Annotated in this window: 25 protein-coding genes; 12 read left to right on the top strand and 13 right to left on the bottom strand. The window is 43.2% G+C overall.

Translation table 11 applies throughout. The features are described 5' to 3' along the window. Nucleotides 1-264: 264 nt before the first annotated feature. The 3 genes from EWV66_RS17335 to plsY all read left to right on the top strand — a co-directional run bounded on the left by EWV66_RS17335 (nt 265) and on the right by plsY (nt 2795). On the top strand, nt 265-1290 hold the full coding sequence (locus tag EWV66_RS17335; protein WP_002789414.1) for an ABC transporter ATP-binding protein: 1026 nt from the start codon (nt 265-267) through the stop codon (nt 1288-1290). A gap of 84 nt (nt 1291-1374) precedes the next feature. Then, nucleotides 1375-2070, top strand: a complete 696-nt coding sequence (gene fabG / locus EWV66_RS17340) for a 3-oxoacyl-ACP reductase FabG (protein ID WP_002799931.1) — start codon at nt 1375-1377, stop codon at nt 2068-2070. A gap of 68 nt (nt 2071-2138) precedes the next feature. Next, nucleotides 2139-2795, top strand: a complete 657-nt coding sequence (gene plsY / locus EWV66_RS17345; RefSeq protein ID WP_052277223.1) for a glycerol-3-phosphate 1-O-acyltransferase PlsY — start codon at nt 2139-2141, stop codon at nt 2793-2795. A 186-nt stretch (nt 2796-2981) separates the two neighbouring features. Here the strand turns inward: plsY and EWV66_RS17350 are convergent, their stop codons facing one another. The 5 genes from EWV66_RS17350 to dapB form a co-directional block, all read right to left on the bottom strand. After that, nucleotides 2982-3482 (bottom strand): ribonuclease toxin HepT-like protein, encoded by a 501-nt coding sequence (locus tag EWV66_RS17350; protein WP_004159482.1) that lies wholly within the window; start codon nt 3480-3482, stop codon nt 2982-2984. Beyond that, a complete protein-coding gene (locus EWV66_RS17355; RefSeq protein ID WP_052277224.1) occupies nt 3460-3831 on the bottom strand; it encodes a nucleotidyltransferase family protein in 372 nt (123 codons plus the stop codon). Before EWV66_RS17355 ends, EWV66_RS17350 begins: the two co-directional genes overlap by 23 nt. A 26-nt stretch (nt 3832-3857) precedes the next feature. Further along, on the bottom strand, nt 3858-4328 hold the full coding sequence (locus EWV66_RS17360) for a ribonuclease toxin HepT-like protein (RefSeq protein WP_004159484.1): 471 nt from the start codon (nt 4326-4328) through the stop codon (nt 3858-3860). Further along, nucleotides 4310-4663 carry a nucleotidyltransferase family protein gene (locus EWV66_RS17365; protein WP_004159488.1) on the bottom strand — a complete coding sequence of 118 codons (354 nt, stop codon included), beginning with the start codon at nt 4661-4663 and terminating at the stop codon, nt 4310-4312. Before EWV66_RS17365 ends, EWV66_RS17360 begins: the two co-directional genes overlap by 19 nt. A gap of 187 nt (nt 4664-4850) precedes the next feature. After that, nucleotides 4851-5681 (bottom strand): 4-hydroxy-tetrahydrodipicolinate reductase, encoded by an 831-nt coding sequence (dapB, locus tag EWV66_RS17370; protein ID WP_052277225.1) that lies wholly within the window; start codon nt 5679-5681, stop codon nt 4851-4853. Between the two features lie 439 nt (nt 5682-6120). Here dapB and EWV66_RS17375 point away from each other — a divergent pair, with 439 nt between their 5' ends. Further along, nucleotides 6121-6297, top strand: a complete 177-nt coding sequence (locus EWV66_RS17375; RefSeq protein WP_185237343.1) for a hypothetical protein — start codon at nt 6121-6123, stop codon at nt 6295-6297. 157 nt (nt 6298-6454) lie between these two features. Here the strand turns inward: EWV66_RS17375 and EWV66_RS17380 are convergent, their stop codons facing one another. Together EWV66_RS17380 and crtE are read right to left on the bottom strand one after the other, a co-directional pair. Beyond that, complete coding sequence (locus EWV66_RS17380) at nt 6455-6907, bottom strand: divergent PAP2 family protein (RefSeq protein WP_052277226.1); 453 nt, start codon at nt 6905-6907, stop codon at nt 6455-6457. 17 nt (nt 6908-6924) lie between these two features. Next, a complete protein-coding gene (crtE, locus tag EWV66_RS17385; RefSeq protein WP_185237342.1) occupies nt 6925-7854 on the bottom strand; it encodes a geranylgeranyl diphosphate synthase CrtE in 930 nt (309 codons plus the stop codon). A 174-nt stretch (nt 7855-8028) separates the two neighbouring features. Here crtE and EWV66_RS17390 point away from each other — a divergent pair, with 174 nt between their 5' ends. From EWV66_RS17390 to EWV66_RS17410, 5 genes are all read left to right on the top strand, one after another. Next, the gene (locus tag EWV66_RS17390) at nt 8029-8229 is read left to right on the top strand and encodes a hypothetical protein (protein ID WP_287107361.1); all 201 of its coding nucleotides are present in this window, start codon (nt 8029-8031) and stop codon (nt 8227-8229) included. Between the two features lie 11 nt (nt 8230-8240). Then, on the top strand, nt 8241-9638 hold the full coding sequence (locus EWV66_RS17395; protein ID WP_287107362.1) for a serine/threonine protein kinase: 1398 nt from the start codon (nt 8241-8243) through the stop codon (nt 9636-9638). A gap of 443 nt (nt 9639-10081) precedes the next feature. Continuing rightward, nucleotides 10082-10657 (top strand): peptide deformylase, encoded by a 576-nt coding sequence (gene def / locus EWV66_RS17400; protein ID WP_002748816.1) that lies wholly within the window; start codon nt 10082-10084, stop codon nt 10655-10657. A 31-nt stretch (nt 10658-10688) separates the two neighbouring features. Next, nucleotides 10689-10886: a hypothetical protein gene (locus EWV66_RS17405; protein ID WP_002731987.1), complete on the top strand. Its 198-nt coding sequence runs from the start codon at nt 10689-10691 to the stop codon at nt 10884-10886. Between the two features lie 391 nt (nt 10887-11277). Then, complete coding sequence (locus EWV66_RS17410; protein ID WP_004159498.1) at nt 11278-11595, top strand: 2Fe-2S iron-sulfur cluster-binding protein; 318 nt, start codon at nt 11278-11280, stop codon at nt 11593-11595. Nucleotides 11596-11676: 81 nt separating this feature from the next. On the opposite strand, the gene pyrG is transcribed toward EWV66_RS17410, so the two are convergent. After that, complete coding sequence (gene pyrG, locus EWV66_RS17415; protein ID WP_287107365.1) at nt 11677-13317, bottom strand: glutamine hydrolyzing CTP synthase; 1641 nt, start codon at nt 13315-13317, stop codon at nt 11677-11679. Nucleotides 13318-13548: 231 nt separating this feature from the next. On the opposite strand from pyrG, the gene EWV66_RS17420 reads away from it, so the two are divergent. Together EWV66_RS17420 and EWV66_RS17425 are read left to right on the top strand one after the other, a co-directional pair. After that, nucleotides 13549-13902 (top strand): hypothetical protein, encoded by a 354-nt coding sequence (locus EWV66_RS17420; protein WP_002789398.1) that lies wholly within the window; start codon nt 13549-13551, stop codon nt 13900-13902. Between the two features lie 230 nt (nt 13903-14132). After that, the gene (locus EWV66_RS17425; protein ID WP_287107368.1) at nt 14133-15515 is read left to right on the top strand and encodes a serine/threonine-protein kinase; all 1383 of its coding nucleotides are present in this window, start codon (nt 14133-14135) and stop codon (nt 15513-15515) included. Here the strand turns inward: EWV66_RS17425 and EWV66_RS17430 are convergent. The 5 genes from EWV66_RS17430 to EWV66_RS17450 form a co-directional block, all read right to left on the bottom strand. Further along, nucleotides 15507-16946 (bottom strand): aminotransferase class I/II-fold pyridoxal phosphate-dependent enzyme, encoded by a 1440-nt coding sequence (locus tag EWV66_RS17430; RefSeq protein WP_287107370.1) that lies wholly within the window; start codon nt 16944-16946, stop codon nt 15507-15509. The genes EWV66_RS17425 and EWV66_RS17430 overlap by 9 nt on opposite strands. A 286-nt stretch (nt 16947-17232) precedes the next feature. Continuing rightward, entirely contained in the window at nt 17233-19047 is a 1815-nt protein-coding gene (locus tag EWV66_RS17435; RefSeq protein ID WP_287107372.1) for an ABC transporter ATP-binding protein, read from the bottom strand. Nucleotides 19048-19087: 40 nt separating this feature from the next. Further along, nucleotides 19088-20164: a phosphotransacetylase family protein gene (locus EWV66_RS17440; protein ID WP_185237447.1), complete on the bottom strand. Its 1077-nt coding sequence runs from the start codon at nt 20162-20164 to the stop codon at nt 19088-19090. Nucleotides 20165-20199: 35 nt separating this feature from the next. Then, nucleotides 20200-20577 (bottom strand): type IV pilus biogenesis protein EbsA, encoded by a 378-nt coding sequence (gene ebsA, locus EWV66_RS17445; protein WP_052277232.1) that lies wholly within the window; start codon nt 20575-20577, stop codon nt 20200-20202. Nucleotides 20578-20697: 120 nt separating this feature from the next. Next, on the bottom strand, nt 20698-21954 hold the full coding sequence (locus EWV66_RS17450; protein WP_072924073.1) for a GAF domain-containing sensor histidine kinase: 1257 nt from the start codon (nt 21952-21954) through the stop codon (nt 20698-20700). A 388-nt stretch (nt 21955-22342) separates the two neighbouring features. Between EWV66_RS17450 and EWV66_RS17455 the strand changes: the two genes are divergently transcribed. Next, the gene (locus EWV66_RS17455) at nt 22343-22663 is read left to right on the top strand and encodes a DUF3155 domain-containing protein (protein ID WP_002768353.1); all 321 of its coding nucleotides are present in this window, start codon (nt 22343-22345) and stop codon (nt 22661-22663) included. Nucleotides 22664-23034 lie beyond the last annotated feature (371 nt).

The raw sequence follows: 23034 nt of genomic DNA on the forward strand, positions 1-23034 counted from the left end.
CAAAAAATATAGAAGAGCTAATGCAAATTAGCCGCTATCGGTTGAAGGATTACATCAAAGGACAAAGAGCGATATCGCTTGCCCTATCTACCTTCTAGCTCGCTTGTCCCCCTCTCAGGTTTCATGCTTCAACCCAACCTACGTTCATCTTATATTTAATTCCACTCACCCACTTACTAGATTTTGCAGTGGGGAATCTGGGTTAAAATAGACCGAGAAAGTTAACCAAAAAATTGTCTCGCTCAAGTGGGCGAAAATCAGCTTATGACCCTTGCGGTGGCGATCGAAAAGTTAAAAAAATCCTACGGTCAGACAGCAGCGGTTAAAGATATCTCCTTTACCGTGGCAGCGGCAGAAATCTTCGGTTTACTCGGTCCCAATGGTGCGGGGAAAACCACCACGATTCGCTGTCTTTGCACCCTTGCTAAACCCGACGGCGGCAAAATCGAGGTGGGGGGTGTCGATGCCCTGAATAACCCCAAATCCGCCCGTAAACGCCTGGGTTACGTTGCCCAAGAAGTCGCCCTCGATAAAATGCTCACGGGCCGGGAACTGTTGCAACTACAAGCGGCTCTCTATCACATTCCCGCTCAAAAGTCAAGAGATCGAATTAAAGAATTAATAAATCTTTTAGGATTAGAGGAATACGCCGACAAAAAAACGGGGACCTATTCCGGCGGCATCAAAAAACGGCTGGATTTAGCAGCGGGATTACTGCATCAGCCGGAAGTTTTGGTACTGGATGAACCGACTGTGGGCCTCGATATCGAAAGTCGTTTGATTGTCTGGGATTTTCTGCGACAATTGCGGGCGGCCGGAACCAGTGTATTAATTACCAGCCATTATCTCGAAGAAATCGACGCTTTGGCCGATAACTTGGCAATTATCGACAATGGTATCGTCATCGCTCGCGGTACCCCCTCACAACTGAAGGAGCAACTGGGCGGCGATCGCATTACCCTAAAAGTGCGAGAATTTTCCCCCGAGGAAGAGGCCTTGAAAGCGAAAGAGTTATTATCCCGTCTGCCTTTTGTCGAGGAAGTGATCGTTAATACCGCCCAGGGTAACTCCCTTAATCTTATCGTCACGGCCAATAGCAATCCTTTAAGCAAAATTGAACAAACCCTAGCCGAATCAGGATTACCCGTGTTTAGCATGGCCCAATCCCGTCCTAGTCTCGATGATGTCTATCTGGCGGCCACCGGACGCACCCTGATGGATGCGGAAATTGCCGCCGCCAGCAGTCGCGACCTCAAGGCGGAGAAAAAACAAGCGATGAAGGAATCCTAGTCCGGCGAGAAAAGCTGTAATATTGCCCAATTGCCCGGTTAAATCATCTATCTCAATGGAGCGATCAATTATATATCAATCATTATGAAAGATAAACGGGTATTGCTGACCGGCGGTACGGGAGGACTGGGTTTAGGAGTCACTCCGGCGGTTTTACACCATGGCGGTCATCTAACCATGACCTATCGGGAGGAAAGGGAGGTAGGTCGTCTGAAATCTCGGCTGAGTGCGGCGGAATTTGAGCGTATTCGCTTTGTCAGGGTGGATTTAACCCAAGAAACTGCCGTGGCTAGATTAATTGATGATCTCGGTCGGGTCGATGTCTTAATTCATCTAGTCGGGGGTTTTACCATGGGGGCGACGGAGGAGTTTAGCTATGAAGATTGGCTAAAAATGTTCGATTTAAACCTCCATAGCACTTTTTTACTGTGTAAACACTGTTTACGCTCGATGAAACTTCATAATTATGGTCGTATCGTCACTATCGGTTCTCGTGGTGCCGTACAACCGGGGGCAAATTTGGCCGCCTATTGTGCCTCGAAAGCGGCGGTAGTGGCTTTAACCCAAGCGATCGCAGAAGAAACCAAACAGACTAATATTACCGCTAACGTGGTTTTGCCAAGTGTTATCGATACTCCGGGCAACCGGGAAGCGATGGGAGAGGCAAATGCCAAGGACTGGGTAAGTCCCCAATCTCTAGCCGAGGTGATCTGTTTTCTGGCAGGGGAAGGAGCTAAGGACTTGCGCGGGGCGGCAATTCCCGTCTATGGTTCCCTGTGAGTGGTTTTTGTCTTCAGGCTGATACACTGATAACGGCGCTCGCTCTTGCTAAAAATTGGGTTTAATTTATGCTTATTCCGATTCTTATCAGTGTTACTATCTTACTTTTATCCTATCTGCTCGGTTCAATTCCCACGGGTTATTTAATCGGTAAATACAGCAAAGGTATCGATATTCGTGACTATGGTTCCGGTTCCACTGGAGCCACCAATGTGCTAAGAACTCTGGGAAAAACTGCCGGGGCGACGGTGTTATTAATTGATATGTTAAAGGGAATGGTGGCGGTGGCCCTGGTACGAGGACTATATTTTATTGATGTCAATCCTCTCCCAGAAAGTTGGTATTATTGGTTAATTATCGGGGCAGCATTGGGGGCAATCATCGGTCATAGTAAATCGATTTTCTTGAATTTTAGCGGTGGTAAATCCGTCGCCACCAGTTTAGGGGTTTTATTGGTGATGAATCCCCTAGTGGCTTGCGGAACTTTGGCGAGTTTTTTAGTTATTCTGGCACTTTTCCGGATTGTTTCTTTAGGTTCGATTATCGGGGCGCTGGTGGTGAATATTTTAATGGTTGTTTTCGATCAACCTCTCCCCTATATTTTATTTAGTTTGATGGCAGGAATCTATGTGATTGTTCGTCATCAGGGTAATATTAAAAGATTGTTGGCAGGGACGGAACCGAAAATAGGTCAGAAAGTACAGCAATCATCGGAAGTAAGTTAATAACTTTCTCAAGTCAGAATAACCACTGTGAAATGAAGTTGACGGCTCATCAGTTCTTTTATGACTAAGCTAAGACGCATTTTAACCGCCTATCCTTAGATTAGCTAAATCTCCCCCCGACGTCGGGTAGGGTTGGGGGGGTGTTGCCTCTTTCCCCATCTCAACAAGCAATCTTGTCTTTGAGGTTTAATTAAGACTGTCTGCTGTGGTTTTTAACCAAAGGATAAAACTATTAATATCTTCTTGGACTTGTAGCCATGTATTATAATAGTTATTAACCAGATTTTCTAGTTTTTGTTTTTCCAATTCAAAACCGTAGATATTGCGAACAACGTGCCGAAAGCTTAGGTATTCATTAAGTTTATGCACGGTATCTTCTCGTAATACAGCAGGACGATAATCTTGAGGTTTGCTCATACGATTTAATAGCCTTCTATGCCAGTCATAACTAGATGGTAAGCCACCATTTAACTCAGAAGCGATAATTTGAAAAATTCGTTCACATCCTGTATAGAAGTTATGGAGTTTTAGGGCTAAACTTTCGGCACAAATATGGGCTAGTGCCGGGTTGGTTAGCATTTCCGCTTGAACTAAACGCATTTGGCTTTCTAGCCGATTTAATCTATTAACTTCAGTGGCAATATCAAGGGCGATTTCTTGTAATTCACTGGCACTCATCGGACGCATAAAGACATTCTCCTGTTTGCAAAACTCTGTTAAGAAAATGAGGTTCTAAGTCTTCTATAGGCTTTAAATCAATCCAGCGAGTGCTAATTAAATTAACTTTTCCTAAAGCTTGAAAAAAACTTTCTGGGGGTATGCCAGCCACTGCTAGATCAATATCAGAAGTTTCCTGAAATTTACCTTTAACTAGAGAACCAAACAGGATAATTTTTGTAATTGGGAAATTTTCTTTTAAATAATCAATAACTGGCGGAAGATTTTTCCTTGCCTCTTGAGCTAATTTTTGATTATATTCCTGCTGTTCTTTTTGGCGTTTTTGCCAGTATTCAAGATAGGGATTATTAACCGACATAATCATTATAATATCGAGGATTTAGCTTAACTTTCTGCCCATTGTTCAAAGAAAATTTGAATATCTTTTTCTAAGTTTCTGTAGATTTTTCTTGCCCTGTCTAAATTAACTTTCAATTGCTCATAATCAATATTTGTGCCGTAGGCATGACGAAAAAAGTGCCGAAATCCTCGCAAACTATTTAACAAAGCGGCGGTTTCTGAAGAAATAAAAGCAGGACGAATTCCGGGGATAGGGACAGTCATTCTGTTTAATAAGGCTGTATGCCATTGCCGAGTATCGGCAATATGATTTTCAAAACAGGTAGCCACTATTTTAAGTAAATCCTCAGTGGCACTGTATAAATTATGGATTTGATAGGCAATGCTTTCCAGGCGAATGACATCATCGGGATTAACACCTTCGGCTCTAACAGCTAGTTTACCATCGATCGCTTTGATTAACTGTAATTGAGCATTTATATCAGCTTTCAACAGGATTAGTTGTCGGTTGTCCATAAAATTCCTTCTTCCCGAATTCGGTGGGCAAAATGACAGTTTTTCAGCAGAATAATATCCACCTCTCTCCCCAGATAATAGGACAGAATACTAATAGCCTCAAAGTGCAGTGCGGGATTGATATTTTCGACGGCAATATCCACATCAGAACCGGGGTGAAATTTATAGGGACGAGTCACGGAGCCAAAGATATAAGCTCGATTAATTCCGTATTTTACAGCATTTTCATGAAGCCATTGTTGAGTTTTCGCCAGCAGGGTTTGTCTTTGCTGTTCTCTTTGAATATCTTTTTCTTTGAGGATTTTATCGAGTTCTGGGGTAGGAAAAGCGCTCATGGGCTTATTTTACCATTGAGTTTAAGTAAGTGGTTCTAATTAAATAGAAGATAGATTGTGCCTTCGATCCCCCCTAACCTTGATCAGGGGGGTGCCGAACTGTTTGGTACTTTATTGATGACGACAATGCCCAATTAGCAAAGGTTTGAGCTATTACCACTACCATAAAATCACTACCTATCTTGATTTAGAGGATTTTTTCTAAACCGTAGACGAGGGATTGCAGCTGAGTAACTTTGCGGATAGAGAGGAGAACCCCCGGCATATAACAGGAGCGATCGCTGGTATCATGACGAAGGGTATAGATTTCCCCGGGGGAACCGAAAATGACTTCCTGGTGGGCAATTAAACCGGGTAAACGCACGCTATGAATACGGATGTTCTCAGCAGTTAAACCGCCTCTAGCGCCGGGGATAGTTTCTTTTTCGGAAACTTGGGCAGCATTAAAGGTTTTACCTAATTCGGCCAGTAATTCGGCGGTTTTGAGGGCCGTTCCACTGGGTGCGTCTGCTTTTTGATTGTGATGCAGTTCGATAATTTCCAGATGATCAAAGTAGCGGGATGCTTGCAGGGCAGCCTGTTGTAGTAAAACCATGCCAATGGAAAAATTGGGGATAACTAAACAGCCGGTGCTGGCTTTTTCGGCAAATTCGGCTAAATCTTGTAGTTGTGCCGGCGATAATCCCGTAGTTCCCACCACGGGACGCACTCCATAGGCGATCGCACTGCGGGTATTGTCATAAACACCGTCGGGATGGGTAAAATCCACCATCACCCCTTGCACTTTTTCCTGAGTTGCCAGGACTAAAACACTCTGCAAATCCTCGAGAATCGGCACTTCTAGGGGTTCACAACCGGCCACTTCCCCCACATCTTGACCTCGAAAAGCTGGATTTCGATCCACTGCACCCACTAAGATCATATCGTCGGCACGAGCAACGGCTTTAATGACTTCCCGTCCCATTTTACCGGCTGCACCGTTGACAACTACAGGAATCGGTCCTCTATTTTCGGTCATGGTTAATTATTCTCCTTATATATAACCTGAGTTCGGGATAAGAAAAGGGAGAAGTGATCTGCTGAAAAACAGAAAACCATTCAGCCACCTTGCTCTAGAGTTAGTATAGATGCTTTATTCTGTCCTGTCGATGATTTTTGCCAATAATTTGCACCTCAATGCTCAAAAAGCTTACTTGCTTATGGACTGAAGACTCGACAACGAAAAATAAGCTTATGTCTGGGGGAAATTATGACGATTTTAATCGCTTTTCATACGGCGGATTCAGGCTCAGTCTGGTACATCTTCTCAGTGGAAAGGCTTATCCAATAATACTAAATCCGGTTATTAAAAACTGATTATTTATTCTCCCCTTTGCATGAGTGCCTCTTGCATGAGTGCCTCTCCTCATAACTAGCCGATACTCAACGGATTTAGTATAAGGAGTTGTCTGTGCCAGATGGATAGAGGAACCGCCGTAGTAATCATTACAGAAACTTCAAATCCTAATTATTGGGACTATGTAGCTGAATACTGGAGCGATGCTTGTGCCAATTTACCCAGTTATCAGCACTTTGTTGAGTGGATTCCTGTAACTTTGATTCCTTTTTGCCTCTATCTCAAACATTGCTGCTGATGCGTTTCAAATTTGAATTGGCGTACCAAGATTGGCCATCTCAAAACTTTGAAAACCGCGAAAGCCTTCAATTTTTTTTAGGGATTGTAACATGAGTGATTACCCCGGATTTTCAGTTATTAAATCTAGTTTATCTCAACCCCAGAAAACACCTCAATTAACGACAGAGCATCACGATGGCGATACCGATACCTAAACTTAAACCGACCAGCACTTGAAAAGGAGTATGACCAATTAATTCCTTTAAACGTTCCTCGTTAAATTCCTTGCCCCCCTGGAACATTTCATCGATAATTTGATTGAGAATCCGGGCCTGTTTTCCTGCTGCCTGACGCACTCCAGCCGCATCATACATAACAATAATCGCAAAAAGCGCAGCGATGGCAAATTCGGGACTAGACCAACCCATCTGTAATCCTACCCCAGTAGCCAAGGCCCCCACCAGCGCCGAGTGAGCGCTAGGCATTCCTCCCGACGAGACTAGATAGCGCAGACTCACCTTACCATCGCGGATTAACTCAATCAGCGCTTTTAGTCCCTGGGCAGTGAAACAAGCTAAAAGAGAGACTAGCAGTATTTGATTGTGTAACACCTGCTCGAAGTCCTGCATAATCTCATTCGTTTAATTTAATTTTTACGATTAACAATATACTCGGCGATGGCCCGTAAAGGTTCAGCGGCCTCATCGTAGCCACTCAATTCATTGATGGCACTATCTATTAACTGTTGAGCTTGCTGGCGAGACCCCTCTATCCCCCAGAGACTGGGATAGGTGGCTTTTTGTGCCTGTAGATCCTTACCGGCGGTTTTGCCCAATTCCTCCTTTGTCGCCGTGATATCGAGAACATCATCGATAATTTGGAAAGCCAAGCCAATATTTTGAGCGTAACGGGCTAATTTAGCTATATCTTCCGCTTTTGCCCCCGCTAAAACTGCCCCCGACACCACAGAAGTCTCCAACAGGGCCCCCGTTTTCTGAGTATGGATAAAACCGAGAGTTTCTGCCGAAATATCCGGTTTTCCTTCGGATTCCAAGTCTAAAACCTGACCTCCCACCAAACCCGCTGCCCCGACCGTGCGACCTAAACGGGCAATTACCTCTAAAATCTGTACAGGAGGTACATTACGAGTCTGGGTAGCCACATACTCGAAAGCATAGGCCAGGAGACCATCCCCAGCTAAAATAGCGATATCTTCGCCAAAAACCTTATGATTGGTTAATTTCCCGCGTCGGTAATCATCGTTATCCATGGCGGGTAAATCGTCATGAATTAATGACATAGTGTGAATCATTTCTAGGGCGCAAGCGGTGGGTAAAGCCATTTCTAGGGAACCCCCCATCAATTCACAGGTAGCCAGACATAAAATCGGCCGCAGCCGTTTGCCACCGGCGAGGAGAGAATAGCGCATCGCCTCGTAGATTTTGGCGGGATTGCCGATAACTAAAGAGCTATCCAAAGCTGACTCGACAATTAACCGCTTTTCCTCCAGATAGGAAGCCAGAGAAAATCTCTCGTTTTTCCTCACTTCTACTCCTCGTTCGCCCCTAGTAACCATGTCTTTTTGTCTTGAACCGACTGCTTTTAAAACTATATCAGGAAACTCCCCCTCGATGGGAATTAAACTGACTGTCTAAATTACGCCTTCAGACTGCATGGGAGTGCCAGAATTGACATTCTGAACACTTGTACTATATTTTCCCAGACGGAGAGGGTCTAATTTTCTTTTCTGATGCCTATTTTCTCTTTTAACCTGAAAAAATACCTCCCTCAGCAGCCCAGTCTAGGGATTAGCGAAAAACGGGCGATACAATTGAATTTCGCCGCAGTTATCATCGGAGATGCTAAAGTTTTGATGATTCGGTCAAACTTCCGTTTTCTTAGCTTGCAGTTTAGAAATTTCTCGATTAGTCTAGAATTAGGATTCTCCTAGGAATATATTGTATGCTGCCAGGGCAAATTTTAGGCGATCGATACCAAATTCAAAGTCAGTTAGGTAAACAAACCGGAAGACGCACTTTTCTCGCCCAAGATCTAAAAACGGGCGCTACTGTTGTCGTCAAATTATTAATCTTCAGTCCCGATTTTGAATGGACAGATTTAAAACTTTTTAAACGGGAGGCCGAAACTCTTAAACATCTGGATTGTCGCTCGATTCCTGAGTATATAGACTATTTTGAAGTTCGCACCGATACCTATCAAGGTTTTGCCCTTGTTCAGAGTTATATCGAGGCTAAATCTCTCAAGGAACAGATAGAAAATGGTCGCAAATTTAGTGAATCAGACCTGCAAGAATTAGCTAAATCTATCCTAGGTATTTTAATTTATCTCCATGGACTTAACCCGCCAATTATCCACCGGGATTTGAAACCTAGTAATATTTTACTAAAAGATCGATCGGGTCATAGTATCGGCAATGTTTATTTAATTGATTTTGGTTCTGTCCAGACTGTTGCCCAACAGGAACAGGCCACTTTAACTATCGTCGGAACCTACGGTTATATGCCCCCCGAACAATTTGGTGGTCGCACTGTTGCCGCTTCTGATTTATACAGTTTAGGAGCCACTTTAATCTATCTAGCTACAGGCATTCATCCCGCCGATTTACCCCAAAAAGATGGCAAAATTCAATTAAATAATTTAGCCAATTTAAGCCCTGCTTTTGTTCATTGGTTAGGGCAGTTAATCGAACCTAGTATCGAGAAAAGGTTTGTTTCAGCACAGGCGGCAAATCAAGCTTTAAATACTCTCCACGAAATTCAATTAACTTCCTCGAACCTTGAAAAACCCGCAGGGAGTCGGGTACAATTGCAAAAAAACGAGGAGAAAATTAAAATATTTTTACCCCCCGAAGGTTTTACCCCTAAATTAATTTATCTTGGAACCTTTGCCATCGCTTGGAACGCTTTTTTATTAGTATGGACAGGAGGAGCCATTTCTATTCCTCTGTGGATAAGTTGGTTTTTTCTGCTCTTTTCCTTGCCTTTTTGGTTTGTGGGTTTAGGAATGCTTTACCAGATTATTTATTGTCTCAAAGGGGAGGAAATTATCACTATTGATAGTCAAGAAATTGTTACCATTCAGCGAATTTGGTGTTTGACACTTCCGGGCAAAAAGAAAATGGCACGGGAATATATTAATAAACTGGTCAAAGCTGATAGTTATCATACCAAAGATGGCGATGGTGATCGAGTTTATGTACCGATGGCTTTAACTATTTGGGCGGGGACTAAAGAATATACTATTAGTAATAAGACAAAAGCCTATCTGAGTCAACCCGAAATTGAATGGTTAGCGGCGGAATTAAGTCAATGGTTAGGAATACCAATTACTAATAAGTAGCCGTGCAAAATTAATTTCCTGGTTAGGAAAGGCAAAAGGCAAGAGGCAGTTAGATATGTGTAATTAATTTTGCTTAGGTACTTAATAAGTAATCTTACAGCCATCAGCCTTGAATCAGTTATCAGGTGTCAGTTACCAGTGATCAGATTTTAGTTTTTAGTTCATTGATTACTGCTTACTGATAACTGAAAAATCTCCCCTCTCCCTCACTGATTACTGCTTACTGATAACTGAAAAATCTCCCCACTACCCCACTGATTACTGATTACTGATAACTGATAACTGAAAAATCTCCCCACTTCCCACTCCCTGATATGGACGAACTGTCTGTGATCAGTGTAAAATTTTATGAAGGGTCTGGGTTTTTTTCTCCCTTGTCCTGAGAAATGCCCCAGCGCCAGTGACTAAAATCAAAATTGTGCATCCCATCGATAATTAAGTTTATGAGCGCCACTATTACCGTAGAAAAACGCAAATTAGAAAAACCCCCTTTAGAACTGCATTATCTCGGCGATCGAGTCCTGCGTCAACCGGCCAAGCGGATTGCTAAAGTCGATGACAGCATCCGCCAATTAGCCAGAGAAATGCTGCAAACTATGTATAGTTCCAATGGTATCGGTTTAGCGGCTCCGCAAGTGGCAGTCAATAAACAATTGATTGTCATCGATTGTGAACACGATAAACCCGAAAATCCGCCCCTAATTCTGATTAATCCCCAAATTATCGGTTATAGTCGGGAATTGTGCAAAGCGGAAGAGGGTTGTTTGAGTATTCCCGATGTGTTTTTAGATGTCATCCGTCCCCAGGCGATCGAAGTGAGTTATAAAGATGAACAGGGGAAACCGCGAAAACTGCAAGCTAACGGTTTACTAGCGCGGGTAATTCAACACGAAATGGATCATCTTAATGGTGTCATGTTCGTGGACAGAGTAGATAACGATTTGGCACTCAATGAAGAATTAAAAAAACACGGTTTTTCCGTGCAAGCGGTGAAACCCGTCGAGAAAGTGACAAAATAAAGGCATTAGTTAATTGAGGTGAGGAGTGAAGATGACCCCAAAAAGCGGCGTTTTATTGTTATTATCCTGTATTGCAGCGATCGCTGGTGTGGGTTGTGTCTTTGAAATTAGTTCAGGAGAACCGGATTTAGGCAATACCACCACTGGCTTAATTCTAGCTGCAAGTGTGCCACTAACAGCCCTATTTTTTTGGGCGGCGGTTAAAGACACGAGAGCCAATTACAAATAGAATAAATTCCCCTCGGTTGCAGAAGAGAGAATTTATTTCTCTCTTTTGTTTGTTTTAACTACAGGACAAATTGCCAGAAAAAGTTACTACTTTTGAGGACTTTAAGTAGCTGGTTATAATTAAATTAAAAATAGTTTTTAGGTTCGATACCCCCTTAGTACTAGGGTTGATTCATAGTAGGGTTGATTCATGAATCAACCCTACCCTTAGTCCCCCGTTGATAAGGGTGGTGTCTGATAATTTTTAACGCCTACCTACTTATCATCTTTCATGACAATCAATTATCTGCCGATCGGTGAAAATCTGATTAGGTAAAGATTTCCCCCCTCTCTCCTCTATCCGCAATCTAGAATGATAAAATAGGTGAAGTTCAAAGCATCATTCATTAGCTATGACCACAACCTACAAAGTAGAAATTTCCCATTTAGGAACAACACAAACGATCGAAGTTAGGGAAGATCAAACTATACTAAAGGCAGCCTACGATGCGGGGATTGACTTACCCAGTTCTTGCAATGCGGGCGTATGTACTACCTGCGCCGCTCAACTTTCCCAGGGTAGCGTCGAACAAGGAGAGGGCATGGGATTATCCCCCGACCTGCAAAAAGAAGGCTATGCTTTGTTATGTGTGGCCTATCCTCGCTCGGATATTAAACTGGAATCTGGCAAGGAAGAAGTAGTTTATCAACGTCAATTCGGAAAACCCTAGGCCAAACTGGGGTTAAGATGACAAATTTTCGGGGGTTTCCCCCCAAAAAACCAGATTTTGAGCCAATAGAACCAGCAAACCCTAACTAATAGCTGAATGCTGACTACTCAGGGAAAACTTTTCCTCTCTACCCTTAAGGGCCGCTTTCATGAAACCAGAAAAGAGAGGATGAGCTTTATTGGGACGAGAGCGAAATTCGGGGTGAAATTGGGTAGCAATAAAGAAAGGATGTTTTGGTAGTTCGATAATTTCCACCAAACGACCATCGGGGGAAGTGCCACTCACCAGATAACCAGTCTCGAAAAAGAGACTACGATAGGCATTATTGAACTCGTAACGGTGACGATGGCGCTCATAGATAACCTCCTGACCGTAGAGGGAGAAAGCTAGACTATCGGGATTTAAACGACAGGGATAGAGACCTAAGCGCATTGTTCCCCCTAAATCCACCACATCTGCCTGTTCTGGCAGTAAATTAATCACCGGATTGGGTGTATCCTCTTCAAATTCGGAACTATTGGCCCTTTCTAATCGGGCCACATTGCGACCCCATTCGATAATCGAACACTGCATCCCTAAACAGAGACCCAAGAAAGGAATATTATTGACCCTAGCATACTCGATCGCCTTAATTTTGCCATCCACACCCCTAATACCAAAACCACCTGGTACCACAATACCGTCAACACCGCTTAAATGAGCTTCGGCCGAATCGTTATCCACATCTTCAGCACTTACCCAACGCAATTCTATCTCGCTATCAAGGGCAATAGCAGCGTGTTTAAGGGCCTCCACCACCGAGAGATAAGCATCACCCAACTGCACATATTTCCCGACGATAGCTATCTCTAATTTTTGACTGGGGGATTGCATCTGTCGGATGAGATTTTCCCACTCCTCCAGATGGGGGTATCGGGGACTGAGGTTTAATAATTCTAGGGTTTGTTGCGCTAATCCCTCTTTTTCCAGATTAAGAGGCACTTCGTAGATACTGCTGGCATCCTGAGCAGTAATCACCGATTCCACCGGCACATCACAGAAAGCTGAGAGTTTTTCTTTTAATCCCGGTTGTAGGGGTAGATGACAACGACAGACTAACACATCCGGTTGAATACCGATCGATCTTAATTCCTTGACCGAGTGTTGCGTCGGTTTAGTTTTCATCTCCTTCGCGGCCGGAATCCAAGGAATTAGGGTAACGTGCATATAAATCACGTTATTTCGACCCACATCCTTCCTAAATTGCCTAATTGCTTCTAAAAAAGGCAAGGATTCGATATCTCCCACCGTACCACCAATTTCTGTGATGACAATATCGGGGTTGGTATCTTTGGCCACCCGAAGAATCCTTTCCTTGATTTCGTTGGTAATATGGGGAATTACTTGCACGGTTCCCCCCATATAAGCACCACGGCGCTCTTTATTCAATACCGCTTGATAAATCGAGCCGGTAGTCACGCTATTGAGACGGGAGAGTTCCGTATCGGTAAAACGTTCGTAGTGGCCAAGGTCGAGGTCGGTTTCGGCCCCATCATCGGTGACAAATACCTCTCCGTGTTGAAAAGGACTCATCGTACCTGGATCCACGTTGATATAGGGGTCTAATTTCAGAATTGAGACGGAATAATCCCGACTTTTCAACAATCTTCCCAAACTAGCAGCGACAATTCCTTTCCCAATACTGGAGACGACTCCCCCAGTAACAAAGACAAATTTACTCATAAAATTTTTCCTGCGATCGATTATACCTAGCAAGGGGTGAGAGTTTTCGGGATGCGGCGGTGTCATTTTCCCAGATTTCATTATAACCGGAGGATCTATCCCCCGATCCTCGTTTTAGCTCCCTCTCGAAAATCTATTGCACCACAGCCTTTAGTCACCTTGAACCCAATCATCTAATTTTTCCGCTACAATCGACAGTGCTAAGACTCAGGGATTTATAAACTACTATTCATGATAGATTTTAATACTCTCGCTGAATTTTCTCGCCACTATTGCGTCTCGATTTGTGCCTTTTTAGTACCCGCTAACTTAGTAACCACCCTTTTAACCGTTCTTTTTCTCTATTTTGGTCGTCCTCCCCGTCAAATCTTCCCCATTGCTTCCCTAGCTTTGTTGTTCGCCATCACCATGTTTCTCCACGTCGCCACCTGGTTAATGATTGGTGTGGTTATGGCCCCCACTTTTATCCTCTTTGGACTAGGTTTAACCTGTTTTGTGATCAATTTTCAAGCCATCAGCGATCGCCAAAGCTTGGAACAGTTATTACACACCGGGGTTAATCGTCTGGCCCGCTCTTTCAACTAAAAAAAGCACCGAGACTTCCTACCCCACCATTAAGATAACCGCCCTTATCTGGCTGAATTTTTTTCAGCCAAAGACTTGACAAACTTCAAAATTTCTGCTAACCTTGTAGTATAATGGGGATCCGTGTCGGCCTACGACCCCCCTCTTTAACTCTTTCTTAAGAATAAAAATTTTAACCCGAATTGCAGGTAGTAGCTAAACTAAGAGCAGTACCACGGGAAACGGTGATTATGGAAGTTATTTGTACGCGTCCCCACTGTCCGAAACCGCGTAATCAGTGCCTAGACCTAGACGATAGCAATCTTTTAACCTCGATCGAGCAGAAATATTGTATTACTTGCGGGATGCCATTAATTTTGGGGGGACGTTATTTACCAGAACGTCTATTGGGACAAGGGGGATTTGGGGCAGCATTTTTAGCAGTAGATCGTTATAGTCCCAAAAAAGCTAAATGTGTACTCAAACAATTTCAACCTTCTGGTAATTTAAGTCCCCAAGCTTTAGAAAAAGCGAAAAACTTATTTTTTCAAGAAGCGCACGTTTTAGAAGATTTAGGCCGAGAACATCCCCAAATCCCCGAACTCTATGCTTTTTTCCCTTTAAAAGTCAAGAATCAATTAACGGGAGAAGAAGAGCAATTTTTCTATCTGGCCCAGGAATATATCGACGGTAAAAACTTAGAAGAAATTCTCCAACAGCAACAAAAACCCTTTCAAGAAAGTGAAGTTAAAAACATTCTCAAAGAACTACTTCTTATCCTCAAATTTATCCATGAAAATGGTTCCATTCACCGGGATATAAAACCATCTAACATCATGTTATCCAAAAATGGCCGCCTCTATTTACTCGATTTTGGGGCAGTAAAACAGGCGACTAATAACCCTAGTAATACACAACAGAAATCCACAACAATTTACTCAGCTGGATTTGCTCCTCCCGAACAACAATTAGGCAATCAGGTATCGGCATCCACAGATTTATATGCCCTAGCAGCTACCTGTGTTATACTCTTAACTAATCGCGATCCTGATGAGCTATACGATCCGCAAAAACAGGTCTGGAATTGGCAAAATTATGCCCCTAATATCAGTGCAGATTTAGCCCAAGTATTCAATAAAATGTTACTAGCAAATCCCTGGGATAGATTTCAATCCTGTGGAGAAGTTTTAACCGCTTTAAATCCTCCTTCTCCATCTCCTCCACCCTCTCCAATTCCTCCATCTCCTCCACCTTCCCCAATTCCCCCATCTTCTCCAGTGAAGAGAAAAACTTCCCGCTTTTCTCTTGGGGAAACTTTCGCTAATGCTGCCTTTACAGGATTTGAAGGGACATTATTAGTAATTGCCTTAAATAGTTTAGTCCCCTCGGTAGGAATTGTCATCGCTTTTATGATCTTAGGTGGCTTAGTTTTGGCATTATTTAAAAAAGTGATTGAAGGGAGAGATTTACCGATTCTAGCAGCAATTACTCTCGCCTTCCTGTTAATTCCGCAACTGCAAGGAACCCTAAGTTTTCCTGAAATTGCTATCATTGCCGTGATGGCAGCCATCGGAGCCATTGCTATTACCGCCTTTTTCCGGTTAATATATCAGATAATTTTGCGATTATTTTAAAACCCTGAAAGTTTCAAAATTATCATCACTACCGCCAGTAATCGTGCCACCGAGGTCTAAAATAGTTTGCAGATAGTCGAGGACTTCCTGAGAAATTAACTCACCCGGCATCAAAACGGGAATACCGGGGGGATAGGGACAGATAACATCAGCACTAAGACGATCGAGGGCATTTTTCCGGGATACTATCTCTGTAGGGGCAAAAAAAGCCTTTCTAGGAGAAATAGCCAAATTTCCCGTGACTGGGGCAGGAGTGGGGGGTAAACTGGTAGAGTCAGGAGATTGAAGGCATTGAAAAGCAGTAATTAGGCGATTAATGTGTTCGCGATGATTGCCGATGGAGATAATAAAAGTAAGTTGGCTTAAAGTCGGTAATTCTGCGGTGACGGCGTATTTTTCTCGCAAAATATCGTCTATTTCGTAACCAGTTAAGCCAAAATCTTTGACGATTACCGTTAAACGAGTGCGATCGAACCAGTGACAACCCGGGATAGAATGGGGAAAGTCTAAAACAGAGATATTAGGGATTTTATTGAGTTCTTTTCGGGCCGAAGCGGCTAAATCGAGGGTTTTGGTCAGTAAATCTAGTCCTTGCGTCGCCATTTGCTTTCTAGCACTATCAAGGGAAGCGAGAAGCAAATAACTAGGGCTAGTGGTTTGAACTAATTGTAAGGCTCGATCGACTTTTTCGGAACTAATGCGATCGCTTTTTAAGTGTAACATCGATGCTTGAGTTAAGGCCCCTAAAACCTTATGGGTGGACTGAATAGCCATATCAGCGCCGAGAGACAGGGCAGCCGGAGGTAAATCGGGATGAAAGGCAAAATGGGCCCCGTGAGCCTCGTCAACGAGCAGCGGGATAGAATAATGATTGGTAATCTGGGCGATAGTTTTTAAGTCACAGCAAACCCCTTGATAGGTGGGAGAGACTACCATCACCGCTTTAGCGTCGGGATGAAGTTTCAGGGCATTTGCGAGGGATTGGGGGGTTATATTTAAATTTAGATCGATAGTGGGATTATATTCGGGATTGATAAAGATAGGCTGCGCCCCAGAGAGAATTAAGCCCGAAATTGCCGATTTATGAATATTTCTCGCCAAAATAATTTTATCTCCCTCGCCGCAAGTGGCTAAAATCGCCGCAATAATGCCACAACTGGACCCATTGACTAAAAACCAGCTTTTATCTGCCCCAAATGTCTCGGCTGCTAAAATTTGCGCTTCTTTAATCACTCCCGTCGGGGCAAACAAATTATCAAGGTCGGGTAATTCGGGTAAATCGGCTTTAAAGACGCTTTTTCCCAGTAAATTACTTAAATCCTCCCCGATTCCTTCCCCCTGCTTATGCCCTGGTGCATAAAATGGTACATCTAAACTATTGACTTTTTTTTGCAGTTGTGATATCAACGGAGCGGATTCTGGCGAAGGCATTTTGGGAAGGGAGTGGGGGGGTTTGTCAGTTATCAGTAATCAGTAAACAGTAATCAGTAAACAGTAATTAGTGAAGATTGATCGGTGAATATAGCGTTTTTCAGTCTGCTGAGGTACAAAAGTTATAGGTTTTAGGCACTCATGCAAAAGGCAAAAGGCAAAAGGGAAGAAAAATAGGTGTACCTCACTAGCTTAGGAAACGCTATAATATCATTTAAAACTTAAAACTTAAAACTTAAAACTTATCACTTTAATCTGATAACTGATAACTGATAACTGATAACTGTTAAATATCTGTGCCTAACATTTGCAGTTTATATAAACTAGCGTAGAGGCCGTCTTTAGTTAATAAATCTTCATGGGTTCCCGATTCGACTAATTCCCCGCGTTTAAGGACAAGAATTCGATCGACATCGCGAATAGTGGAGAGACGATGGGCGATAATAATAGCGGTACGATCGACTAAAATCTGTTCTAAAGCTTCTTGAATTAATACCTCTGTTCCCACGTCTAAACTAGCGGTAGCTTCATCTAAAACTAGAATTTCGGGGTTACGAATAGCGACTCTTGCAAAAGCGAGTAATTGTTTTTGTCCTCCCGATAAATTTGCGCCCCGTTCCCGTAAAAGAGTATGATAACCGTCGGGTAACTCCTCGATAAAGTGATCGATATTAGTTAATTTAGCCGCTGCCTTAACTTGCTCAAAATCATAATTTTCTCCTAAAGTAATATTGCGAGTAACATCTCCAGCAAAGAGAAAAGTTTCTTGGAGAATGACACCGATATAACGTCTTAATTCCGCTTGGGGAAGATAACGGATATCGATACCATCCACTAGAATTCTGCCCTTACTCGGTTCATAAAGACGACAGAGAAGACGAATAATCGAACTTTTTCCTGCACCAGTGGGACCGACTAAAGCGACTTTTTCCCCGGGATTAATGGTAAAATTAAGACCTTTAATAATATATTCATCAGGTTTATAACCAAACCAAACATTTTCAAAAATAATCTCGCCAGTTTGACGTTTTTCTGGGAAAGAAATCTCTTTATAATTGTTAGAATCTTTGATTTCAATGGGAATACTAATTAATTCCCCAATGCGCTCAATAGCAGTAAAACCCGATTGAAACATGGTAAATTTTTCGGCAAACTGACGCAGGGGATTAAAGAGACGTTGGGAGAATAAAATAAAAGCCGATAAAACCCCAAAATCAATGGTTTTCTGGAGAACCAAAATCCCGCCTAACCATAATACTCCTGCCACGGCAATTAATCCGATCCATTCCAACGTAGCTGAGACGGCCGAATCATAAAAAATTGTTTTATCTAGGGAGCGACGATACTGAGTATTGATAGTGCGAAACATTTCAGCGTTAAAGCGTTCGCGGCGAAATAATTGAACAATATTAACTCCGACTACATTTTCCTGTAATTGGGCATTAAGTTTTGATAATTGCTCGCGTACTTGATAGTTAGCGCTGCGATATTGTTTTTGAAAAAAGATAATTAAAGCAGTGACAGGAAATAACATCAACACCAACAATAGAGCTAATTGCCATTGCAGGGTAAACATGGTGAGGATAATAACTAAAATATTAACCAGATCACTGACAACTCCGATCGCCCCACTAGCAAAAACTTCTCCTAATGCTTCCACATCGCTGGTTAAACGGGTGACTAAACGTCCCACGGGAGAGCGATCAAAAAAACTAGAGGAAAGGGAGGTAACATGGCTAAATAAATCTTCCCGGACATTAGCAGTAATTGACTGACCGACTTTCTGTACTAGATAACCTTGTGTTGTCCCTAAAATCAGTCGTAAAATAATCGAAACCGACAGGATAATAATTAGGGTGTTAATGGCTGCTGTTAAGGGCATTTGAGCCAAAAAATCCCAAGTTTGTTCCTTTTGCAAAAGGGAGACCGCTTGACCGATAATTAAGGGTTGGACTGCCCCCGTGAGAGATAGGGGAAAAAGAAGTATTAATGACCAAAATAGCAGAGCTTTTTCCTTTTTTGCGTAGGGAAATAATCTTAATAATAAGCTCCAGTCATTTTCTTTGACCGGAGGGGACACAGGGGAGGATGATAGACTCATGAAGTGATTTCCCATGAAATTCTGGGCAGCTGGGGAGAAATTACGCCCCTATTGTTAACTTTTCTAACAGGCGATCGATCTGAAAATGTTCCCCCATTAATTCTCGAATACAAGCGACTTTTACCTGTTCCTGTAAGCGAATCTTCCCGAAGGCCTGATCGACGATTTCCACGGTGGTGAGAGTATCTAAATTTACCGAGAGAATTGGTACTTCTAAATCCTCGGCCCGGCCCAGAATCAGGGGATCCGGAGAGATGGAACCGGTTAAGATTAAACAGGTGGTAGAAGTTTCTAAGGCAGCTAACTGGAGGTCTGTGCGATCGCCACCCGTAATCACGGCCATATTTTCCCCCTTGCGAAAATATTCTAAAGCGGCGTTGACATTCATCGCCCCGATCGCTAAACTTTCTACCATCCAATCCAAACGATCGGGCCGACATAATACTTTGGCCTCCAAAAGATGGACAATTTCCCGAACACTAATACTACGCAATAATTTACTAGCGGGTAACAGTCCTAAAACCTCCACGCCTTGGCCCGCGAGATAGGGTTTCAGGAGGGATTGTACTTCCTCCCAATCATCGGTGGGAATATCGCTAATTACTACCCCCAGCAGCTGATTATTTAATTCCCGTTGCGCTTTCAGCAGACTATCGGCAATCAGGGGAGAACTATAGCGGGCCACCAATAGGATCGGAGTCTGGAGAATTTTGGCCATTTCCCCCATCGATAGCTGAAAAATACTGCCTTCCCAGAGAGTCCCCGGCCCTTCGAGGAGGGTAATATCACTGTTAACTCGATCGAGATAACCAGTAAGAATATTGCCGTAGTCCTGTTGATCTGCACCTTGCAGACGTTTAGCAACGGAATCCACATCTGTATAGATCAGGGGTAAGCGCAGCTGTTCGGGGGATAATTCTAATAATTGCCGAATAAATTCTACATCCTCATCGACCAATTGCCCATCGACGTAGCCCGGACAATTGCCCACTGGTTTGCCGTAACTTATCTCTAGTCCTTTTTGCCGCAAGAGATGCGCTAAACCGACGATAGTTCCCGATTTACCACTGAGGGGTTCCAGGGAAGAGATAAGTATAGATTTGGCTGATTTCGCCACGATTTGCTCCTTTTTAACCCGTAAAATCCCGAATTTTATTCTTCAAATCGCAGCAGTTTCCGATAAAATCCCTGCGAAAAGTCGGCTGAACCTAGCTGCTTAAAGGTTTTAATCGCATCGATAAGATATTCGATCAACTCGGCGTTAATAATCGTCATCTCATAGCTTAGGTCGGCCTGTCCTTCAAATTGTAAACGACAACGGGTCAATTCCGAGGGCAATTTTGATACATACCAAGATGCCACAAAGGGAATCCCTTGACTGTTTTCTATGCGACGACGACCTTCTAAAGATCCGGCTTGATACAAAGCGATCGCATAGGGCAGGATACTATGTTTGTCCTTGGCATAGTAGGGCATATATACTACCACATCGGCCTTATCGGCGGGTTCTAATTGTTCGATAGTTGGCATAATTTACTTAATTCTCTGCTTCACGGCCAAGTTACCATTGACACTGATATTTTCCATATATTTTAACCGATCGCCCCAGGAATCTCCTGAGGGAGAAAATAGGCAGAATTGACCACCAGATCATCCTTCTATACTAAGATGTCTATCGGCTATAACCGGCATACTAACCCGAAAAACCGTGCCGGGGTAGGGGGAACTTGTTGGCTCGGGATTGGGACTGATAAATTCGATCGTCCCCCCCATGCTGGTAATTAATTCTTTGGCGATCGCTAAACCTAATCCTGTACCCGGTATATCTCCCCCTGCTTGCACTCCCCGGTAGTGACGTTGAAAAATTCTTTCTTGATCGCTCGTCGGAATACCATAACCCGTGTCTTTAAAAACAATTTCTACACTATTCTTAACATTATGCACCTCGACGGTGACTTTTCCGCCAGCAGGAGTATATTTGAGGGCATTATCAATTAAATTACTGAATACTTCCCGCAAACCAGGGATATTGGCCCGAATAAGTGGTATATCTTCCCCGTGAATCGTTTCTAGACTGAGATTTCTCTCTTTGGCTACCGCTTGGGCCGAAAGGAGCAGCGGATCGAGAAGATCATGGAGATCGATCGGAGTTAGTTGGCCGCTGCCAGCAGGTAAGAGAAAGGCGGTGGGGGAAGATTGCGCTTGCAGGAGAGGAATATCGACGGTGGGGTAATTTTCGCTTTCTTGCTGAATTTGTGCCTCAAATTCGGCGATTAAGTCGCGAACTCGATCGCTTTCTCTCAGGATACCAGTAATGGCGGGATCGTTACCCTCTTCGGCTAAAAGCCTTTTGAGTAGAAGTTTACCAAAGGTTTTTAAAGCGGTGAGGGGATTGCGGATTTGATGGAGAAAGGTATCGAGGCGCTGTCGTTGCCATTGTCGATAATAACGTTCTTCTCCCAATTGGCGATCGAGTACACAGGCTAAAGCGAGGGTTTGGGTGATTTTTTCCATCTGGGTTAATTCCCAACTTTGCCAAGGTCGTTTTTCTCGGGTTGTCACCAATAATCCGATCATGCCCTCTTCATACATTAAGGGTAAAAACAAGCGATGACCGCTGACGCTCTCCTGATTACCCCAGAGGTGGGATAAATCTTCTAACTTAACCGCAGTTAACAAGTCGGCTGCTGGTTGCTCTGGTTGTAAGGAAAGCCGCTTTTTTTGGGGAGAAGGGGGGTTAAAAGGCGGATAAACAACGACTGGGATTAAATTACTCGATAAAGGTTCAGTTAAATAAACTGCACTTCTGTCCGTTTTCATTTGCTCCCGCAAAAGTTCCATCTGTGCCTGACACAGGGCAATAAAATCATCACTCAGGGGAGTCCGGGAGGGGGAGGAGAAGGACATACTAAGAAAGTAAAAAGTAAAAAATCAGAAAACCTTGATCAAGCTAGGGTTGCCAGTTTTATTTCCCAGTTGACAGGGGAGAGAATGTCCCTCCCCTTGGGTCGAGGGCAACCGGCAAAAAGCAGTTAGAACAAGGGTTTGGTCACTATTTTCGGGGTGGATCACGGTATATATTAAAAAAAGTTTAAAAATAATAAGTTTTGTATCGGGATTTGGGGCTGTGTTTTTGTCAGAAAAACTTAAACCTAGTCTCAGTCTAGCTTCTAGTCAAACTTGTCTGTAATTGGGTTTGTGAGAGACACTTGATTTCTTGGTCTAGAAGGGATATAATCGCTACGGCTTTTGTAACTATCATTACAACGATTAGCCAGAACAGGAGGTAATTGGGTTGGCCAGAAAACGGAAACGTAAGAGTCGCCGTCGTCAAGAAGGACGTAAGATACTTGAACTTGTACCCCAGTATAGTATTGAAAGTGGCGAGGATAAACCCGTAACTGCGGCGCGTAAGTATATTCAAGCTATAGGCATTAGCCCACCAGCTTTATTGATTGTTAAGCGTAACGAGCATACAACCGATCGCTATTTCTGGGCTGAAAAAGGACTGTTTGGAGCGCAATATGTGGAGGAAAACCACTTCCTTTTCCCAAGTTTGCGCGACCTGCAGCCCCAGCCCCAGCCCGTCAAAGCACCGGTAGCAGTTGCTAAATAACTCAAAGGACTATTGATCATATCATGGAAAGTAAACTCGTTTACGGAAAAGTAAACGAGTTTTTTTTGTGCATAAGTAGGGTTTGCGGCAAAAAGCTTTTCGGTGGGGGCAGGGTGTAGGGTGTAGGGTGTAGGGTGTAGGGTTTTAGCGATTTTGAGGGGGTCAATTACCTAATTTTCAGGGAAAAAGTCCCGGAATTTTCCCCCCGATCACTCCCAGATCTGGTACTTTTTGGAAACCAAAAAGTCTAAAAGTTTTACCCAACAAGGTTTTTAGATTTTTTCGGCAACCCCTAAATAATCAGTTTTTAATAACCAGATTTAGTATAAAAATAATCTCCTGACTCCTGACTCCTGACTCCTGACTCCTGA

It is taken from the genome of Microcystis sp. M_OC_Ca_00000000_C217Col (assembly GCF_007095585.1).
Classification (GTDB): domain Bacteria; phylum Cyanobacteriota; class Cyanobacteriia; order Cyanobacteriales; family Microcystaceae; genus Microcystis; species Microcystis panniformis.

Bases quoted from the DNA above. Each gene is read 5' to 3' on its own strand.
- EWV66_RS17335 (WP_002789414.1), top strand. From the start codon at position 265: ATGACCCTTGCGGTGGCGATCGAAAAGTTAAAAAAATCCTACGGTCAG.
- fabG (WP_002799931.1), top strand. From the start codon at position 1,375: ATGAAAGATAAACGGGTATTGCTGACCGGCGGTACGGGAGGACTGGGT.
- plsY (WP_052277223.1), top strand. From the start codon at position 2,139: ATGCTTATTCCGATTCTTATCAGTGTTACTATCTTACTTTTATCCTAT.
- EWV66_RS17350 (WP_004159482.1), bottom strand. From the start codon at position 3,482: ATGCGTCCGATGAGTGCCAGTGAATTACAAGAAATCGCCCTTGATATT.
- EWV66_RS17355 (WP_052277224.1), bottom strand. From the start codon at position 3,831: ATGTCGGTTAATAATCCCTATCTTGAATACTGGCAAAAACGCCAAAAA.
- EWV66_RS17360 (WP_004159484.1), bottom strand. From the start codon at position 4,328: ATGGACAACCGACAACTAATCCTGTTGAAAGCTGATATAAATGCTCAA.
- EWV66_RS17365 (WP_004159488.1), bottom strand. From the start codon at position 4,663: ATGAGCGCTTTTCCTACCCCAGAACTCGATAAAATCCTCAAAGAAAAA.
- dapB (WP_052277225.1), bottom strand. From the start codon at position 5,681: ATGACCGAAAATAGAGGACCGATTCCTGTAGTTGTCAACGGTGCAGCC.
- EWV66_RS17375 (WP_185237343.1), top strand. From the start codon at position 6,121: ATGGATAGAGGAACCGCCGTAGTAATCATTACAGAAACTTCAAATCCT.
- EWV66_RS17380 (WP_052277226.1), bottom strand. From the start codon at position 6,907: ATGCAGGACTTCGAGCAGGTGTTACACAATCAAATACTGCTAGTCTCT.
- crtE (WP_185237342.1), bottom strand. From the start codon at position 7,854: ATGGTTACTAGGGGCGAACGAGGAGTAGAAGTGAGGAAAAACGAGAGA.
- EWV66_RS17390 (WP_287107361.1), top strand. From the start codon at position 8,029: ATGCCTATTTTCTCTTTTAACCTGAAAAAATACCTCCCTCAGCAGCCC.
- EWV66_RS17395 (WP_287107362.1), top strand. From the start codon at position 8,241: ATGCTGCCAGGGCAAATTTTAGGCGATCGATACCAAATTCAAAGTCAG.
- def (WP_002748816.1), top strand. From the start codon at position 10,082: ATGAGCGCCACTATTACCGTAGAAAAACGCAAATTAGAAAAACCCCCT.
- EWV66_RS17405 (WP_002731987.1), top strand. From the start codon at position 10,689: ATGACCCCAAAAAGCGGCGTTTTATTGTTATTATCCTGTATTGCAGCG.
- EWV66_RS17410 (WP_004159498.1), top strand. From the start codon at position 11,278: ATGACCACAACCTACAAAGTAGAAATTTCCCATTTAGGAACAACACAA.
- pyrG (WP_287107365.1), bottom strand. From the start codon at position 13,317: ATGAGTAAATTTGTCTTTGTTACTGGGGGAGTCGTCTCCAGTATTGGG.
- EWV66_RS17420 (WP_002789398.1), top strand. From the start codon at position 13,549: ATGATAGATTTTAATACTCTCGCTGAATTTTCTCGCCACTATTGCGTC.
- EWV66_RS17425 (WP_287107368.1), top strand. From the start codon at position 14,133: ATGGAAGTTATTTGTACGCGTCCCCACTGTCCGAAACCGCGTAATCAG.
- EWV66_RS17430 (WP_287107370.1), bottom strand. From the start codon at position 16,946: ATGCCTTCGCCAGAATCCGCTCCGTTGATATCACAACTGCAAAAAAAA.
- EWV66_RS17435 (WP_287107372.1), bottom strand. From the start codon at position 19,047: ATGAGTCTATCATCCTCCCCTGTGTCCCCTCCGGTCAAAGAAAATGAC.
- ebsA (WP_052277232.1), bottom strand. From the start codon at position 20,577: ATGCCAACTATCGAACAATTAGAACCCGCCGATAAGGCCGATGTGGTA.
- EWV66_RS17450 (WP_072924073.1), bottom strand. From the start codon at position 21,954: ATGTCCTTCTCCTCCCCCTCCCGGACTCCCCTGAGTGATGATTTTATT.